The organism is Arthrobacter luteolus NBRC 107841, assembly GCF_001552075.1.
Taxonomy (GTDB): Bacteria; Actinomycetota; Actinomycetes; order Actinomycetales; family Micrococcaceae; genus Arthrobacter_B; species Arthrobacter_B luteolus.
Window position 1 is genome coordinate 411,768 of sequence record NZ_BCQM01000002.1, and the last position, 17,295, is coordinate 429,062.

At 64.8% G+C, this 17,295-nt stretch carries 12 protein-coding genes and 1 pseudogene; 6 read left to right on the plus strand and 7 right to left on the minus strand.

Annotation, left to right across the window (positions count from 1 at the left end):
- Positions 1–2 precede the first annotated feature (2 nt).
- Positions 3–1,736 carry an ABC transporter ATP-binding protein gene (locus AL3_RS05910; protein ID WP_066297981.1) on the minus strand — a complete coding sequence of 578 codons (1,734 nt, stop codon included), beginning with the start codon at positions 1,734–1,736 and terminating at the stop codon, positions 3–5.
- Between the two features lie 137 nt (positions 1,737–1,873).
- On the opposite strand from AL3_RS05910, the gene AL3_RS05915 reads away from it, so the two are divergent.
- A complete protein-coding gene (locus AL3_RS05915; RefSeq protein WP_066297987.1) occupies positions 1,874–2,521 on the plus strand; it encodes an MBL fold metallo-hydrolase in 648 nt (215 codons plus the stop codon).
- Between the two features lie 434 nt (positions 2,522–2,955).
- Here AL3_RS05915 and AL3_RS05920 read toward each other — a convergent pair whose 3' ends face one another.
- Both AL3_RS05920 and AL3_RS05925 read right to left on the minus strand, forming a co-directional pair.
- Positions 2,956–3,732, minus strand: coding sequence for a trans-aconitate 2-methyltransferase (locus tag AL3_RS05920; RefSeq protein WP_066297990.1), 777 nt, complete (start codon positions 3,730–3,732; stop codon positions 2,956–2,958).
- Positions 3,733–3,793: 61 nt separating this feature from the next.
- Entirely contained in the window at positions 3,794–5,161 is a 1,368-nt protein-coding gene (locus AL3_RS05925) for an MFS transporter (RefSeq protein WP_066297992.1), read from the minus strand.
- A 323-nt stretch (positions 5,162–5,484) separates the two neighbouring features.
- Between AL3_RS05925 and AL3_RS05930 the strand changes: the two genes are divergently transcribed.
- The 5 genes from AL3_RS05930 to AL3_RS05950 all read left to right on the plus strand — a co-directional run bounded on the left by AL3_RS05930 (position 5,485) and on the right by AL3_RS05950 (position 12,503).
- Entirely contained in the window at positions 5,485–8,025 is a 2,541-nt protein-coding gene (locus AL3_RS05930; protein WP_066297993.1) for a DEAD/DEAH box helicase, read from the plus strand.
- Between the two features lie 10 nt (positions 8,026–8,035).
- Complete coding sequence (locus AL3_RS05935; RefSeq protein ID WP_066297994.1) at positions 8,036–8,533, plus strand: GNAT family N-acetyltransferase; 498 nt, start codon at positions 8,036–8,038, stop codon at positions 8,531–8,533.
- Between the two features lie 41 nt (positions 8,534–8,574).
- Positions 8,575–9,825, plus strand: a complete 1,251-nt coding sequence (locus tag AL3_RS05940) for an alpha/beta fold hydrolase (protein ID WP_066298459.1) — start codon at positions 8,575–8,577, stop codon at positions 9,823–9,825.
- A gap of 62 nt (positions 9,826–9,887) precedes the next feature.
- The gene (locus AL3_RS05945; RefSeq protein ID WP_083521487.1) at positions 9,888–11,102 is read left to right on the plus strand and encodes a polysaccharide pyruvyl transferase family protein; all 1,215 of its coding nucleotides are present in this window, start codon (positions 9,888–9,890) and stop codon (positions 11,100–11,102) included.
- Between the two features lie 222 nt (positions 11,103–11,324).
- Positions 11,325–12,503 (plus strand): hypothetical protein, encoded by a 1,179-nt coding sequence (locus tag AL3_RS05950; protein ID WP_066297996.1) that lies wholly within the window; start codon positions 11,325–11,327, stop codon positions 12,501–12,503.
- Positions 12,504–12,610: 107 nt separating this feature from the next.
- Here the strand turns inward: AL3_RS05950 and AL3_RS05955 are convergent, their stop codons facing one another.
- From AL3_RS05955 to coaE, 4 genes and pseudogenes are all read right to left on the minus strand, one after another.
- Entirely contained in the window at positions 12,611–12,988 is a 378-nt protein-coding gene (locus AL3_RS05955; protein ID WP_066298001.1) for a PLDc N-terminal domain-containing protein, read from the minus strand.
- Positions 12,989–13,413: 425 nt separating this feature from the next.
- A pseudogene (locus AL3_RS05960) lies at positions 13,414–14,409 on the minus strand (TerC family protein); the annotation flags it as partial.
- 83 nt (positions 14,410–14,492) lie between these two features.
- Positions 14,493–16,571 (minus strand): excinuclease ABC subunit UvrB, encoded by a 2,079-nt coding sequence (uvrB, locus tag AL3_RS05965; RefSeq protein ID WP_066298003.1) that lies wholly within the window; start codon positions 16,569–16,571, stop codon positions 14,493–14,495.
- Between the two features lie 74 nt (positions 16,572–16,645).
- Positions 16,646–17,269, minus strand: coding sequence for a dephospho-CoA kinase (gene coaE, locus AL3_RS05970; protein ID WP_066298004.1), 624 nt, complete (start codon positions 17,267–17,269; stop codon positions 16,646–16,648).
- Between the last annotated feature and the right edge of the window lie 26 nt (positions 17,270–17,295).

The following is a 17,295-nucleotide window of genomic DNA, read 5'->3' on the forward strand; positions in this document are numbered from 1 at the left end:
ACTCACAGTGCCTCCTCGGGAGTGAGCTGGGATTCGACGATCTCGCGGTAGGTGGGACTGGTCTCCATCAGTTCCGCATGACTGCCGGTTCCGGCGATCCGTCCTTCGTCCAGGACGATGATCCGGGCAGCGTCGGTGATCGTGTTCACCCGCTGCGCCACTACCAGTACGGTCGCATGGGCAGTGCGTTCCTTCAGCGCTGCCCGGAGCCTGGCATCCGTGGCGAAATCCAGTGCGGAGAAGCTGTCGTCGAAGAGGTAGATGGCCGGCTGGACCACCAGTGCGCGGGCGATGGCCAGCCGCTGCCGCTGTCCGCCGGAGAAGTTGGTGCCGCCCTGTTCCACGGCGTGGTCCAGCCCTCCCTCGGACGCCCGCACAAAATCTGCGGCCTGGGCGATGTCGAGTGCCTGCCAGAGTTCCTCGTCCGTGGCTTCGGGCCTGCCGAAGCGCAGATTGGACGCGATGGTGCCGGAGAAGAGGTGCGCCCGCTGGGGCACCAGGCCGATTCCGCCGCGCAGCGAGTCCAGGGTGACGGCTGCCGTGTCCTGGCCATCAACGCTGATGCTGCCGGCGGTGGGGTCCAGGAGCCGGGGAATGAGGTTGAGCAGAGTGGATTTCCCGGCCCCCGTGGAACCGATGATCGCCGTCGTCTGCCCGGGCAGTGCCTCGAAGCTGATCCCCTGCAGCACCGGAGCCTCGGCCCCCGGATAGGTGAAGCCCACCTCCCGGAACTCGAGGCGGCCGCCGTCGAACAGCAGCGGCCGGGCGTCCGGTGCGTCGCGGACGCTGGTGCGCGTATCGAGCACCTCGTAGATCCGTTCGGCGCAGACCGCGGCGCGGGGAAGCATCATGATCATGAACATGGACATCATCACGGCCATCAGGATCTGCATGATGTACGCGATGAAGGCGGTCAGTGCGCCGATCTGCATCTGCCCGGCATCGATCCGGAAGGCACCGAACCACACCACGGCTACGGTGGCGGTATTCGCGACGAGCATCGCGGCGGGAAAAAGGAGTGCCAGGTACTGGGCCACCCGCAGCTGTGTGCCGGTGAGGTCGGCGTTGGCGCCTTCGAACCGGTGCTCCTCGGTGCGTTCCCGGACAAACGCACGGATCACCGCGATGCCCATGATCTGTTCCCGCAGCACTCCGTTGACCCGGTCGATCTGGCGCTGTGCCCGCCGGAACAGCGGAACCAGCCGGCGCAGGATCAGGATGATGATGACAAACAGCACCGGCAGGATCAGCAGCAGGATGCCGGAGAGCGGAATGTCCTGGTTCAGGGCCAGCAGCACCCCGCCCACACCCATGATCGGGGCGGAAACCATCATGGTCATGGTGAGCAGCAGGGACATCTGCACCTGCTGCACGTCATTGGTGGTGCGGGTAATCAGCGACGGCGCACCGAAAACGCCCACCTCCCGGCCGGAGAACGTCTGCACGTTGGTAAAGAGGGCGTCACGCACATTCCGGCCCACCCGCATGGCGGTGCGTGCAGAGTAGTAGGTGGCCGCGACCGAGCACACCATCTGAGCGGCCGTCACCGCCAGCATCCAGGCGCCGATCGAGAGGATGGCTCCGGTGTCTCCCTGCACCACTCCGCGGTCAATGATGTCCGCGTTGAGGGTGGGCAGGAACAGGGTCGCGGCGGTCTGCAGGAACTGCAGGACGACGACGGCGGCAACGGCACCCTTGAACGGGGCCAGGTTTTCACGAACGAGCCGAACGAGCACTTATCCTCCCGGAGCTGCCGGGCGGTCCGCCGGCACCATCCGAAACTACGCCCGTTCCCCGAGGCCGGGCAAGGGTCCCCCTGACACGGTCTCCGTGTGCACCCCGGGCACCCTGGCAGCCGTTTAGACTGGGCCGCATGTTGGATACGAAGAACGTCTCGATCAGAAGCGCGTCCGTTGGTTCCATGGACAACAATGTCTACGTCCTCACGGCTAAGAACTCGGGCACCCAGGTCCTGATTGACGCCGCGGATGATTTTCCGCGCATCCAGGCGCTGCTGGACAATGGGGCGGACGATCTGTACGGCGGGCCTGCGGAGGCAGCCGTCCGGATGATCATCACCACCCACAGCCATCCGGACCATGTTCAGGCGCTCGCCGACGCCGTTGCAGCCACGGGAGCCCGCACGGCGGCGGGGGCTGAGGACATCCCGGCGATTCCGGTGCCGACCGATGTGCCGCTATCCCACGGTGACGTGCTGGACTTCGACGGTTTTGACCTGGAAGTGATCAGCCTGCGCGGACACACCCCCGGCTCCGTTGCCCTGCTTTACCGGGATCCGGATGGGCCGGCGCACCTGTTCACCGGTGACTCGCTCTTCCCCGGAGGCCTCGGCAACACGCAAAAGGACCCGCAGCGGTTCAACTCCCTGTTCGCCGACGTATTCGAACGTATCTTCGAATACCTTCCGGATGACACGGTGGTCCATCCGGGCCACGGCGCCGGAACGACCCTTGGTGCCGAACGCCCCCATCTGGCCGAGTGGAAGGAACGCGGCTGGTAACGGGCTCTTCCCGGCACCTGCGAGCGCGGGAGGCGGCGGTCCCCTTAGCCGTTGGCTCCGCCTCTCCGGAACAGCAGTGAATCTCGCGGGGCCCGCGGCGGTGCTGAGCTGCCTCATCGCCGGCGCGGTGATGTGCCTTGTGTGCCCTGTCCTTCATCGTGGTTTCCACCCGGGCCGGGGAAGGTGAATCCGGGTACGGGCCGATCGGGAGCATCCTCCTGATCGGTCTCGGCGGGCTGCTGTACCGGGCCAGGCATTATCAGCGGGACGGGACGGGGCGCCGGGCCGGAGCCGGGCCGGAGCCGGGCCGGAGCCGACGAGCAGATCGATGGGCTTGATACCCCGCTGATGCGCGCGGCCCGGCGCCGTTGATTGATGGCTGCTGTTGTCAGCTGCTGATCCGGCCGCTTCCCGGCGCGGCTGGGCCTGGGGGGCTAGGGCTTCCGCGCCACCATGAATAGCCGGCGGAAGGGGAACACGGTGCCCCAGGGCCTGGCCGGATAAGCAGTCCGCAGCAGCTGGCCGTACTCGGCTTCAAATTCCGCGTACTCCCCTGCGGGCAGGGCAGCCATAACCGGGCGCAGCGCCGTTCCCCGGACCCAGTCCAGCACCGGATCCTCCCCGGTGAGCACCTGCTGGTAACTGGTTTCCCAGACATCGGGAACAAACCCGGCGTCGACGAGCAGCTCGAGGTACCGCTCCGGTTCAGCCACGGAGTCCTCACCCCTCAGCACACCGGCGAGCGCGGGACGCCAGCGCGGCGAGCCGGCCAGTTCACGCATCAGGACGTGGGAGAGGCCGCCGAAGTTGCCGGGCACCTGCACAGCGATCCAGGAACCGGGATCGAGTTCCTTGGCCCAGCGCTGCAGCAGTTCTTCATGTCCGGGAACCCACTGCAGCGCGGCGTTGGAGACCAGCACTCCGGGGCCGGGCCGCGGCTCCCAGTCCCGAATGTTCCCCTCCTGGAAGGAGAGCTGCGTCCGGCCGCCCGCCAGCACGCGCGCCTGGTGCACCATCTCCGGTGAGGAATCCAGGCCGGTGACTGAAGCGCCCGGCCACCGGTCAGCCAGGACGGCGGTCAACGCCCCGGTGCCGCAGCCCAAATCCGCGGCCCAGTCAGGGTTGTCAGCGCCGATCCTGGCCACCAGATCGAAGAACGGCCGGTCTCTGTGGGTGGAGAACTGTGTGTACTTTGCCGGATCCCATTTCATGCCGCGAGCGTAGCAGGCACGGCGGCCAGGGAACGGCGGCTGCCTGGGCTGGCCTGGCCGGTCAGCGCACGGGTGCGGAAGTCCTTGATACCGCGGAGTTCCGGACCCCCTGCTGTTTCTTGATGAAGAGCAGCACCAGCGCAACCGCAGCGAATTCAACAGCAGCAATGAGGTAGAGCCCGCCGGTGTAGTTCCCGGTGGACGCCTTCATGGCACCGAGCACCTGCGGGGCGAAGTAGCCAGCGAGGTTAGCCACCGAGTTGATAACCGCCAGGCCCGCAACCAGTGCGGTGCCGGACATGTAGCGGCCGGGCAGGTTCCAGAACACCGGGATGGCGCCCATCGTCCCGGCGGCGGACAGAGCCAGCGCCAGGACCACACCCAATCCGTTCCCCTGGCCCAGGAAGACTGCAGCCAGCAGCAGCCCGGCCGCGCCCAGGCCCGCCGCGACAGCAGTGTGCCAGCGGGATTCCCGTGCCCGGTCTGAGAGCCAGCCGTTGCCGACCATGCCGATCCAGCCGCAGGCGTAGATGCCGGACATTACCCAGCCCAAGCTGGTGATGTCCGCAAAACCGACGGCCTGCACCAGGCTGGGCCCATAGAAAGTCAGCGTCGCATTTCCCGCCACGATGCAGAAGAACGTCAGGATCAGCACCCAGGAGCTCGGTTGGCGGAGCGAGGACCAGAACTTGTGTTCGCGTGAGCCCAGCACGTGTTCCTCGGCTGCAAGTTCGTAGGCCACATGCTGCTTTTCCGTGGGACTGAGCCAGCGGGCGTTGTTGGGCTTGTCGGTGAGAATGAAGACGGCGGCAAGACCCACCACAATCGAGGGGAAACCCTCCACCAGGAAGAGCCACTGCCAGCCGGCGATGTCCAGGAAGCCGGAGAAACGGTCCATGATGAAACCGGCCAGCGGGCTTCCCACCATCAGTGACATCGCCGAAGCGGACATAAAGATGGCCATCGCCTTTCCCCGGCGGTGAGCGGGCAGCCAGAACGTCAGGTACAGGATCACGCCTGGCTGCAGGCCGGCCTCGAAGGCACCGAGCAGGAACCGGAGACTGTAGAACTGCCATGGTTCCTGCACCCAGGCCATCAGCATCGACACAATGCCCCAGCCCAGCGCAATACGCATGATGGTCTTAGGGGCGCCGATTTTCTGCAGCAGCAGGTTGCTGGGGACCTCGAAGAAGAAGTAACCCAGGAAAAAGATGCCTGCTCCCGCGCCATAAATGACCTCGGTCCACTGCAGATCATCCATCATGGTCAGTTTCGCGAAACCAATGTTGACCCGGTCGATCCAGGCCAGGAACCAGACAAGCGTAAGAAAGGGTACGAGCCGGAAAATTATGCGCCGGAATGTCCGGTCCCGCTCGGCAGTGGTCGACGCCGGGGCGGAGGGCAGGGGCGGGTCAGAAACAGGATTCATGTGGTCTCCAGGGTGCAGTGCGGGAGTTCCGGCCGGTGGCCTGTTAGTGGAACGTCCTTGGCAGTGGAACGGCGGCTGCGCCGCGGCACGTCTCTGTGCCGGGCTGGCGGTGCGTTGAGAGCAGAACATCTGAAGGATGGAAAACAACTAATCCACAATGTGGAATTTCTATTTCTTAATGCAGAATAAAGAGAGTATGGACAGGCTCGGCGGCATAGTCAATAGGCCTGACCGGAGCACCCGGCCCCCTGGCGGGGCTGCCTGGGCCGGCACCTGGCGGCGCAGAACGCGGCTTTCCCGCGCACCGCTAGGCTGGTAGGGAGATGAAACTACTTGAACAGCTGCCTTCCGGTCCCTCCGCCACCCGCACCGTCGATCCCGACGAGCTTTACACTTCCTTCCTGGAATGGGTGGAGAGCCGCGGCATGTCCCTGTACCAGGCCCAGGACGAGGCCGTGATGGAGCTGGTCTCCGGCCACAACGTCATCCTGGCTACGCCCACCGGGTCCGGGAAGTCCATGGTGGCGATCGCCGCTCACTTCTACGCCATGGCACTGGATGAGCGCAGCTACTACACCGCCCCCATCAAGGCGCTGGTTTCCGAAAAGTTCTTCGCGCTCTGCGACATTTTCGGTGCGGAGAACGTCGGAATGGTCACCGGCGACTCTTCGGTCAACAAGGACGCCCCGATCATCTGCTGCACCGCGGAGATCCTGGCGAACATCGCCCTGCGCGAGGGGCCCGACGCCGACGTCGGAACCGTGATCATGGACGAGTTCCACTTCTACTCCGACCCGCAGCGCGGCTGGGCTTGGCAGGTTCCGCTGCTGGAGCTGCCGCAGACCCAGTTCCTGCTGATGTCCGCCACCCTGGGCGACATGACCCGGATCGCCACGGACCTCTCCGAGCTGACCAACCGGGACACCGTCACGGTCTCCTCCGTGGAGCGGCCCATCCCGCTGCACTACTACTACGTGGAGACTCCGGTCCAGGAGTCCCTTGAGGAGCTGCTGGCGACCAAGCAGGTCCCGGTCTACGTGGTGCACTTCAGCCAGATCGAGGCCATCGACCGCGCCCAGGCGCTGATGAGCATCAACGTGTGCACGCGGGAGGAAAAGGACAGGATCGCCGACCTGATCGCCGGATTCCGCTTCGCCCCCGGCTTCGGCAAAACCCTGAACCGGCTGGTCCGGCACGGCATCGGTGTGCACCACGCCGGCATGCTGCCGAAGTACCGCCGGCTCGTTGAACAGCTGGCGCAGGCCGGACTGCTGAAGGTGATCTGCGGCACCGATACGCTCGGAGTGGGCATCAACGTGCCGATCCGCACCGTCCTGATCACTGCCCTGTCCAAGTACGACGGCGTGCGCACCCGCCCGCTGAACGTCCGGGAATTCCACCAGATTGCCGGCCGGGCCGGCCGGGCCGGTTATGACACGGCAGGAACCGTCGTCGTCCAGGCACCGGAGCACGTCATCGAGAACGCCAAGGCGATGGCCAAGGCGAAGGCGAAATTCGGCGATGACCAGAAGAAGCTGCGGCAGGTTGCCAAGAAAAAGCCGCAGGCCGGTTTTGTGTCCTGGGGCGAGCCCACGTTCACCAAGCTGGTGGAGGGCACTCCGGAGCCGCTGACCTCCAGCTTCAACGTCACGCACGCCATGCTGCTGAACCTCCTGGAACGCCCGGGTGACCCGTTCCGCGCTGCGAAGCACCTGCTCACCAATAACCACGAGACCAGGTCCTCGCAGCTGAAACTCATGCGCAAGGCGCTGGGGATCTACCGCGAACTCAAGACCGCCGGAATCGTGGAGAAGCTGCCCGTCCCGGATTCCGATGGCCGCCAGGTCCGGCTCAAGGTGCACCTGCAGCCGAACTTCGCGCTGAACCAGCCGCTCTCCCCCTTCGCCATGGCGGCGTTGGAGATCCTCGACCCGGACAGCCCGTCCTACGCCCTGGACGTGGTCTCGGTGATCGAAGCCACGCTGGAGAAACCGCGCCAGGTGCTCTCCGCGCAGGAGAAGAAAGCGCGCGGAGAGGCCATCGCGGCCATGAAGTCGGAGGGCATCGAGTACGACCAGCGGATGGCGCTGCTGGAGGAAGTCACCTACCCGCAGCCGCTCGCCGAGCTCCTCTTCCAGTCATTCGAGGTTTACCGCAGCGGCGCTCCCTGGCTGGGCGACTTCGAGCTGACTCCGAAGTCGATTGTCCGGGACATGTACGAGCGGGCCATGAGCTTCGGCGAGTATGTCGCGTTCTACTCGCTGGCCCGCTCCGAGGGTGTGGTGCTGCGCTACCTGGCCGACTGCTACAAGGCGCTGCTGCAGACCGTTCCGCCCGAAGCGCTCCGGGAGGACCTGTCAGACATCATTGAGTGGCTTGGGGAACTGGTCCGTCAGACCGATTCCTCCCTGCTGGACGAATGGGAAGAACTCGCCGCCGGGATTGATTCCTCCGCGGGCAGTGAACCCGTGCTGCCCCCTGCCCCGGAGAAACTCACCGGCAACACCCGCGCCTTCCGCGTGATGGTCCGCAACGAGATGTTCCAGCGGGTGAAACTGTTCGCTGATGAGGATGACGCCGCGCTGGGTACGCTCGACGCCGGATCCGGCTGGGATGCCGACCGCTGGGCCGACGTCCTGGATGCGTACTTTGAAGAACACGAGGACATTGACGACGGCCCCGATGCCCGCGGCCCGCAGCTGCTGATCATCAAGGAACTGCCGGGCAAGTGGGAAGTGCGCCAGATCTTCAAGGACCCGGCCGGGCATCTGGACTGGGGGATCACGGCCGAAGTGGACCTTGCCGCCTCGGACGAAGCAGGCAGCCCCGTCATCCGCGTGATCCATGCCGGGCGTCTGGACTAGGCTGGATGCCATGTTGATCCGGCCCGCACGCAAAGCAGACGTTCCCGTAATCCTCGAGCTCATTCATGAGCTCGCCATTTACGAGAAGGAACCAGACGCCGTCCGGAACACACCGGAGGCCCTGGAGCAGCACCTTTTCGGCGAGCACCCGGCCGTGTTTGCGCACGTACTGGAGGACAACGGGGCCGTCCAAGGTTTCGCGCTCTGGTTCCTGAACTACTCCACCTGGGAGGGGGTCCACGGTATTTGGCTCGAGGACCTCTATGTACGTCCCGAGGGCCGCGGCCGCGGTTACGGAAAGGCGCTCCTGCGCAGCCTGGCCCAACTCGCCGTCGACCGCGGGTACGCCCGGGTCGAATGGTGCGTGCTGAACTGGAACGAGCCCTCCATCCAGTTCTACAAATCCCTCGGCGCGGAGCCGATGGACGAATGGACCACGTACCGGCTGACCGGCGGGGCCCTGAACGAATTCGGTGCCGCCGAAGCCGGCCAGACACGTTTGCTGTGAGCATCCCGCACACGGCGTCGCAGCCCGTCGCCGTCCGCGGCATGCGGGTGGTGGAACACCGGTTCAGCGTTCCCCTGGACCATTCCCGGCCGGACGGTGAACACATCACCGTGTTTGCCCGCGAATATTCAGATCCCGAGGTCGCCGGCGCCGATGAACTCCCCTGGCTGCTGTACCTGCAGGGCGGTCCCGGCGGAAAAGGCAGCAGACTGCTGCAGTTCGGCGGCTGGACCAAGGCCGCCACCCGGCGGTTCCGCATCCTGATGCCGGACCAGCGCGGGACCGGCCTGTCCACACCGGCGAACCGGCAGACCCTGGCCGGACGTGGAGACGATGCGGCCCAGGCGGAATATCTGCGGCATTTCCGGGCCGACTCCATCGTCCGGGACGCCGAACTGATCCGCACGGCCCTGGGCTCCGCGCCGTGGAGCATCTACGGTCAGTCCTACGGTGGATTCTGCGCCCTGACGTATCTCTCCTTTGCCCCCGAGGGGCTGAAGGAGGTCCTGATCACCGGCGGGCTGGCCCCGCTGACCGGCCCGGCTGACCGCGTTTACCAGGCCACGTTCGCGCGGACGGCGGCCCGGAACAGGGAGTATTTTGACAAGTACCCCGCCGACCGGGAACTCACCACCCGGATCGCCCGGCATCTGGAGGCCGTTCCGGAGTACCTGCCTGACGGTCAGCGGCTGACGGTGCAGCGATTCCAGATGGCCGGATCCTTCCTGGGCGGCAACACCCGCATGGACGGACTTCATCACCTGCTCGAGGAAGCCTTCGTTGCGGCGCCGTCCGGCGAGCGGCTCGCTGACTCCTTCCTGACCGGCGTCTGGCAACTAGCGGAGCGTTCCGCCAATCCCCTCTACGCCCTGATGCATGAATCGATCTATGGCCAGGGCGGGGCCACAAACTGGGCGGCGTGGCGGGTCCTGCAGGACTGGCCGGAGTTTCGTCCCGAAGCGCCGGAACCGCTCTACACCGGTGAGATGGTGTACCCGTGGTACTTCGATGAGGACCCAGCGCTGCGCCCTTTGCAGGGCACTGCGCATGTACTCGCCGGAATGTCCGGCTGGCCGGCGCTCTACGACACGGAGCAGCTTGCCCGCAACACGGTGCCGGCTGCTGCTGCCGTCTACACCAACGACATTTACGTTGACCGCGGCCTCTCCCTGGAGACTGCCGCCGCGGTCGCCGGACTCCGGGTCTGGGAAAGCGCTGACTTCCATCACGACGGTATTGCCGACGACGGCGAAACCATCTTCAACCGGCTGCTGGGAATGATACGCCCCTAAGCGTGAATTTCACCTCAGGGACGGTGGACGAAATATCAGCGGTTTCAAGCTAATCTGGACTTATGAGGTATCCAGTTTATTATTTGATCGGAACTTCAGGCCACCCCAATTTTGGTGACGAATTTATCACTGCGTCATGGCTGAGGTATTTGAACGAGACGGCACCTGATGCACAGGTGTGGCTGGACTGCCCACAGCCTGGATCCGCGGCGGCGCTCTTTCAGGGGCTGCACCCCAACCTGACCGTCACGAATACGATGTGGCGTGCGGTTCTCGAGTCGGCCCATCTGCCGGCCGGAGAGATCGGCGAACGGGTCCGCGGCCTCGTGGCCAATCTCGGCTCTCCTGCCTACGATCTGGGTCTGATGCAGCTGCGGGAAGCGCAGTCGCTGCACTTGATCGGAGGTGGCTACCTCAATGGTGTCTGGCCTCACCACTTTGCTCTGGCCGACGGGATGAGGGCCGTGAAGGAGCTGACCGGCGCCCGGCTGTATGCCACCGGACAAGGTCTGATGCCGCTGCCGGAAGGCCTGGCCGATCCCACTGCCCTGTTCGCGGATTTTGACTATGTATCAGTGCGTGATAACTCCAGTTCCGCCAATTTCGGTGTTCCGCTGGGAATAGACGACGCATTTCTGGGAACGAACAGGGAAATAGGCCGGGATACTCACGGAGCAGAGGGACTTTTTGTCTGTATCCAAAGTGATATGACCGATACACAAACGTTTCATAAGACTGTCGCGGCCGCCCGTCCGGTGATCGAGCATGCAATCAGCCAGGGGAAGCGGGTCAGCTATGTGGAAGCTATTCCGGGTGCTGATCACGCAGCCTTCGCACTGCTGTCAGATCTGATCCCCGGGGACCGGTTCATCCCATTTTCCCACATCTGGCAGCACGGGCTTCCGCTGTCATCTCAACAGGAGTGGCTGACCACGCGGTTCCACTTTCACCTGCTGGCAGCGGCAGCGGGCGCGCGGGGGGTCGCCTTGGGGATCAAGCCGGGTTACTACGATGTCAAACACCAGTCGCTGATTAAACTGGGCAGCGGCTGGACCTTCGCGGGTGCTGATGACAGTGATTCACGCCTGGAAATTCCCACCGCCACCGGCTCCCTTGCCCGCCGGCTCCCGGAGCTGGAAGCCCGCAAACGGGCCGAGGCGGACCGGCTCTATCCCCCGGTCCAGCGGGACCGGGACCCGGAGACCGGTGACCGGTCTCCCCAGGCACTGGGAAGCACCTTGCTTCGACGCTTCGGGGCCGTGCGCGCCCGCCGCTGACCCCGCCTCCCGCCGCACCACAGTCAGCGGACAGTCCAAGAATCAGCCCGGCGGCCCGCGCCGGCATTATGCCTCAGGCTGTTGGTAGTGTGCCGTCTCCGGCCTACCCTGTCAGCAGGAACGAACCGCGCGGCGGAAGGCCTGACCATGGCACCCAGTACACGCATCGAGGCCCCCCGGACTGCACAGGAGGCCGTCTCTCCACCGAGGTGGCGGAGAATCGTGTCCGCTGTCCTGGGCGTGCTCAGCGCCCTGCTGCTTGTGGCCGCTGTGACTGCGGGCTACGCAGCGAGCCTGGTAAGCAACACCGACCGGTACGTGGATACCATCGGGCCGGTGATCCAGGACCCCGCCGTCCAGGCGGACCTCTCCCAGCAGCTGGGAGACCAGATCACGGAGCGGCTGGACATCAGCACCACGGTCGATGACGCACTCTCCAACCTTGACGATTCACGCGCGGCCCAGGCGCTCGGCGCCGCACTGGGCCCGGTTATCGCTGACCGCACCAACGCCCTGATCGACAACACGGTAACGAAAGCAGTCTCCAGCGAAGCATTCGCCAACCTCTGGGTAGATGCGAACAGGACCGCGCACGAGGCCCTGGTCCGGGCGGTCAACGACGACCCGGCCGGCGCTGCTTCCATTGCCCCGAACGGAGACGTCACCATCTCCACCACACCGATGATCGCCGAGGTGAAATCCCGGCTGCTGGCCAAGGGCGTGTCCGCGGCGTCGGCGATTCCTGACGACGCCGGCAGGGACTTCACCGTGTTCCATGCGCCGGGTCTCGCTACAGCACTCTCTGCGCTGGCTGCCCTGGAACGGGTGGCTGCCGTTCTGCCTTGGGCCGCCCTGGTGCTCGCTGCTACGGCCATCCTGCTGGCTCCGGCGGGCCGCCGCCTGCGTGCCGGCCTGGTCATTGCCGTGGCCAGCGCCGCGGCGGCCCTTGTCCTTGTGCTGGCACTGCGCATCATCCAGCAGATGGGGATCCAGGAGCTGACGGGCAGTGCTGTATCCCCGGATGCGGCCGCAGCCCTCAGCAATGCGTTCCTGGGCCCGCTTGCCGCAGCGCTTCGGACGGTACTGGTGCTTGGCCTGCTAGCGGTGCTGGTGCTTTATGCAGCCGGGCACCCCTCCCGTTGGGAGCCTTGGATGCTGCGCCACCAGCGCTGGTGCCAGGGGGTTGCGGCAGGACTTCTCGTCCTGCTTCTGTTCCTGCCCGGACTGACGGCCGGAACCACCCTTGGGATCGCCGTCGTGCTGGTGGGTCTGATTGTGGTCCTCGAGGTGCTCGGCAGGCAGAATGCGGCTGTCGATCCGCCTACCGTACCGCCGCTGCCACCTACGCCGCCGTCGTCTTCCACTCCCCCGGCCCCGCCCACTCAGCCGGCCTCCGCCTAACCCGGGCACCGCCTAACCCGGGCACCGCGTAACCCGGGCACCGCGTAACCCGGGCACCGCGTAACCCGGGCACCGTTCGCTGCCCGGGTTCCGCGGAACACGGATGCTCAGGCCAGGGCCTTGGCCTTGAGCCGGCCGAATTCGTCGTTGGTGATCAGCCCCTCATCCAGCATGGATTTGGCGGAGCTGATCTGTTCGGCGGGGCTCTGGGCTCCGGCTGTCTGGCGGATGTACTGTGCCGTCTGCTCTTCTGCCTCGTGCGCCCTGCGGACGCTCCTGGCGGCCATGCCCTTGCCCCTCGCAATGACATAGACAAGGGCGGTCAGGTAGGGGACAAACAGCAGGAAGAAGATCCAGACTGCCTTCAGCCAGCCGTTCATGCTGTCATCGCGGAAAATGTCCGCGAAGATTTGGAACAGCAGCATGAGGTAAGCGAAGAGGAAGAACACCGCGATGATTGACCATAGGACTTCGAAGAAGTTCATTGCTGCTCCTTGGGAGCGTGAAGCGGAAACAAAATGGCCACTCAAGGCCGTGGGTGTCCCTATTCGGGATGGTCATAGTAGTTGAAGGGTAGCACCGGCGTCCGGCCAGGGCGCCGGTAGACGCTGTTTCTGCCGGCCGCCACAAACAAATGCGGCTGCCCGGCAGGGTTTCCTGCCGGGCAGCCGCACCAGCTGCTTCAGTGTTCCTAACGCTCCGGGTGCTCCGGGGAGTCTCCGGGAACCCGCGGATCGGAGGCCCGGAACCGGGCCTGCGCCTCTTCCGAAATCTCCGGAAGCTCAACGTCCGGACGGTTCTGGGAAGCCTTTTCCGCGGCGCGGTAGGTCGCGGAAACGTTCTCGTAGGCCTGGACGCGCTCCTCATGGGCAGCGTCCTCACCCAGGCTGCGGTACACGGTCAGCGCATTCTCCAGGGACGCCACAGCCTGCACGGCCTTTGCCTTAGGGCTCAGCAGGCTGGCCACGGTTGCGATCACGATGGTGCCCAGGATGACGGCCAGTGACACGAAGGTCGGGATTTCCGGTGCCCAGGCGACCGGCTCGCCGCCGTTGATGAACGGGAGCTCGTTGACATGCAGCGCATGGAGGATGAGCTTCACACCGATGAACGCCAGGATGATCGACAGCCCGTGCTTCAGGTAGATCAACCGGTCCATGAGACCGCCCAGCAGGAAGTAAAGCTGGCGCAGGCCCATCAGCGCGAAGATGTTGGCGGTAAAGACAATGAACGCACTCTGGGTCAGTCCGAAGATGGCCGGAATCGAGTCCACGGCAAACATCAGGTCGGTGACACCGATGGTGATGAAGACAACCAGCATCGGAGTGAAGACCTTCTTGCCGTCCACCACGGTGCGGATCTTGCCGGCGTCGAATTTGTCCGTCATCGGCAGGAAGCCGGTGAGCCGGCGGATGAGTTTGTTGTCGCTTCCGGAGTCTTCGTCCTCGCCGTTATCGGTGGCCTGCTTGTACGCGGTCCAGAGGAGGAAGGCGCCGAAGATGAAGAAGACCCAGCTGAAGTTCTCGATCACGGCTGCGCCAATGAGGATAAAGATTCCGCGCAGGATCAGGGCAATGATGATGCCGAACATCAGCACTTCCTGCTGGTACTTACGGGGTACCGAGAAGCGGGCCATGATGATGATGAACACGAACAAGTTGTCGATGCTCAGGCTGTATTCGGTGACCCAGCCTGCCACGAACTGGCTCCCGTACTCCGGGCCGGTGAACACAAACATCATGGCGGCGAACAGCAGCGCCAGCCCAACGTAGAAGCCGACCCACAGGCCGGCTTCCTTCATGGACGGTTCGTGGGGCCGTTTGACGACCAGGAGCAGGTCGAAAAGCAGGACCAGTCCCAGGATGATAAACGTGCCGACCTCGAAGGCGACAGGTAATGCGGGCATGTAGAAGTACCTTTCAAAGCACGGAAAAGGCAGGGTCTTCCGGATACCTCCCGGACTGCCCCACCGACGCCAAGCAGTCTATCTCAGGCGTGCCCGGCGTTCTGCATCTGGCGCAGTTCCTTCTTGAGGTCGCCAACCTCGTCACGGAGCCGGGCGGCGAGTTCGAACTGCAGCTCTGCGGCGGCTGCGTGCATCTGTTCCGTGAGCTGCTCAATCAGTCCGGTCAGGTCCTCCGCGGGGGCGGCGGCCAGTCCGTCCTTGCGGATGCCCTTGGCCTTGCCCTTCTTCTTCGTCCGGGCTGCCTCTTCCAGCAGCGCCTTCGTGTCCGCGTCCTCGCGGGCCAGCGAATCGGTGATGTCGGCAATCCGCTTACGCAGCGGCTGCGGGTCCACGCCGCGTTCCTTGTTGTAGGCAACCTGGATGGCCCGGCGCCGGTTCGTCTCATCAATGGCATGCGCCATGGAATCGGTGATCCGGTCGGCGTACATGTGCACCTCGCCGGAAACGTTCCGCGCAGCACGGCCGATGGTCTGGATCAGGGAGGTTGAACTGCGCAGGAAGCCTTCCTTGTCCGCGTCAAGAATGGACACCAGGGAGACTTCGGGCAGGTCCAGGCCTTCACGGAGCAGGTTGATCCCCACCAGCACATCGAAGGTGCCGAGCCTCAGTTCACGGAGCAGCTCCACCCGGCGGAGGGTGTCGACGTCGGAGTGCAGGTACTGGACCTTGACCCCGTTTTCCAGGAGGTAGCCGGTGAGGTCTTCGGCCATGCGCTTGGTCAGGGTGGTGACCAGCACGCGTTCGTCCTTCTCGGTCCGGGTCCGGATCTCGGCCAGCAGGTCATCGATCTGGCCCTTGCTGGGCTTGACCACCACTTCCGGATCCACCAGGCCGGTGGGACGGATGATCTGCTCAACCACGCCGTCGGCCTTGCCCAGCTCGTACTTGCCCGGGGTCGCGGACATGTAGACCGTCTGGCCGATCCGCTCCAGGAACTCATCCCACTTCAGCGGCCGGTTATCCATGGCTGAAGGGAGCCGGAAGCCGTGCTCCACGAGGGTCCGCTTACGGGACATGTCACCCTCGTACATGGCGCCGATCTGGGGAATCGTCACGTGGGATTCGTCCACCACCAGCAGGAAGTCATCCGGGAAGTAGTCCAGCAGGCAGTGAGGTGCCGTACCCGCCCCGCGGCCGTCGATCCAGCGCGAATAGTTCTCGATGCCGTTGCAGAAGCCCATCTGCTGCATCATTTCCAGATCATAGGTGGTGCGCATCCGCAGCCGCTGCGCTTCGAGGAGCTTGTTCTGCCCTTCGAGTTCGGCGAGGCGTTCCCGCAGCTCGTCCTCAATGCCGGTGATGGCCCGGTTCATCCGTTCGGGTCCGGCAACGTAGTGCGAGGCCGGGAAGACGTACATCTCTTCCTCATCGCGGATCAGGTCGCCGGTGAGCGGATGCAGGGTCTGGATGCTCTCCACCTCGTCACCGAAGAACTCGATCCGGATGGCCTGCTCTTCGTACATCGGGATGATTTCCACGGTGTCGCCGCGCACCCTGAAGGTACCGCGGTGAAAGTCCATGTCGTTGCGGACATACTGCATGGAGACGAAGCGGCGCAGCAGGTCATCGCGGTTCATTTCCATGCCGCGGCGCAGCGTCACCATGCCCCGGATGTACTCTTCCGGCGTACCCAGGCCGTAGATGCAGGACACGGTCGCCACCACGATTACATCGCGCCGGGTCAGCAGGGCGTTTGTCGCGGAGTGCCGCAGGCGTTCGACCTCCTCGTTGATGGAGGAGTCCTTCTCGATGAAGGTGTCAGTCTGCGGGACGTACGCCTCGGGCTGGTAGTAGTCGTAGTAGGAAACGAAGTACTCCACTGCGTTATTGGGCAGCAGCTCCCGGAACTCGTTGGCCAGCTGGGCTGCCAGGGTTTTGTTCTGGACCATCACCAGGGTTGGCCGCTGCACCTGCTCCACCAGCCAGGCTGCGGTGGCGCTTTTGCCGGTACCCGTGGCGCCCATCAGGACGACATCTTTTTCGCCGGCGTTTATGCGTTCGGCCAGTTCCTTGATGGCCGTCGGCTGGTCACCGGCAGGTGAGTAGTCACTGACCACACGGAACGGAGCAACAACACGATTGATGTCCTGCGCAAGACTCATGGTTTAACGCTACTCCGGGATGCGGTCAGCTCTTGTCCGTATTGCTCACGGCATAACGTCGTTCCCAAGTACGCTTACTGCCGGTCCGTCCGCAGCCGTGCCTCGTTCAGGGGAACCAGGCGGTTCTCCCAGAGCTCCTTCACGGCCGCCACCAGCTGATCACGGCTGCCGGTGTTGTTGAGTACGACGTCGGCTGCCGCGGCCCGCTGCCCGGCACTCGCCTGTGCCGCGATTCTTGCCTGCGCAGCCGCCGGATCCATGCCGCGGTCCCGGACCATGCGCTCCATCCGCAGCTCCTCCGGCGCTTCGATCACCAGGACGAAATCGAAATTCTCCGCCTGCCCGGTCTCCACCAGCAGGGGGACGTCCTGGACGAGTATCCCCTCGGCCGGGACCTGCGCCGCCAGCTGCGCGGCCCGGGCACGGACCAGCGGATGAACAATACCGTTGAGCACTTCACGCCGCTCAGCGTCGCCGAAGACCACTGCCGCCAGGGCGGCCCGGTCAAGCGTGCCGTCGCCGGACAATATGTCCGGGCCAAAGGCCCGGACGACGGCGGCGAGCCCCTCGGTGCCTGGCGCCACGGCTTCGCGCGCCAGCGCATCGGCGTCGATCAGCACGGCACCGCAGTCCGCGAGGGTCTGGGCGGCCACGGATTTGCCGGCAGCGATCCCGCCGGTGAGTCCTACCTTGAGCATGGCTCCCACCCTACCCGGAACGGAAG